The following is a 537-nucleotide window of genomic DNA, read 5'->3' on the forward strand; positions in this document are numbered from 1 at the left end:
GAATGGCGAACAGGCAGATCGCCATCAAAATCCAGAGGCCGGCGGTCGGCTTGACGATGAGAAGCCATGGCAGCGCCTTGGTGACGTTGCCGACAGTGAAAAACAGACTGGTCGTGCCGGCGTAAATCTCTTTGCTGAGGCCGAGCGGCAGCAGATACATAGCGAGCGGCGGTCCGCCCGAATGCGCCACCATCGTGGTGATGCCGGAGGCGAGGCCGGCCGTGATTGCCTTCGGAGCCGACCGAGGACGTGCGTTCACCTCTGTGCCGCCGATAAGCCAGAGGCCGACGAACAGGAGGGTTGTAAGCGCCATGGCAATGGCGGTGGCGCGGTGGTCGAGGAACCGGAACAGCAGAAAGCCGAAGCCGATGCCGAATATGAGGCCCGGCACAAGCAATATGAGATCCGGCTGCGACCATGTCGATCGCTTCCAATAACGCAGCGCGAATAGGTCCATCGCGATGAACAACGGGGCAAGCAGGCCGCCGGCGGTGATCGGATCCATCACGATCGACAGTAGCGGAATGCCGATAATGG

General features: G+C 61.3%; 1 protein-coding gene. It reads right to left on the reverse strand.

Annotated elements, in window-relative coordinates; translation table 11 throughout:
• Positions 1-537, reverse strand: a 537-nt coding sequence (locus AC1D0P_RS27935) for a TSUP family transporter (protein ID WP_477679704.1), incomplete at both ends; no start/stop codon positions are given.

It is taken from the genome of Polaromonas sp. P1_G2, from assembly GCF_056405515.1.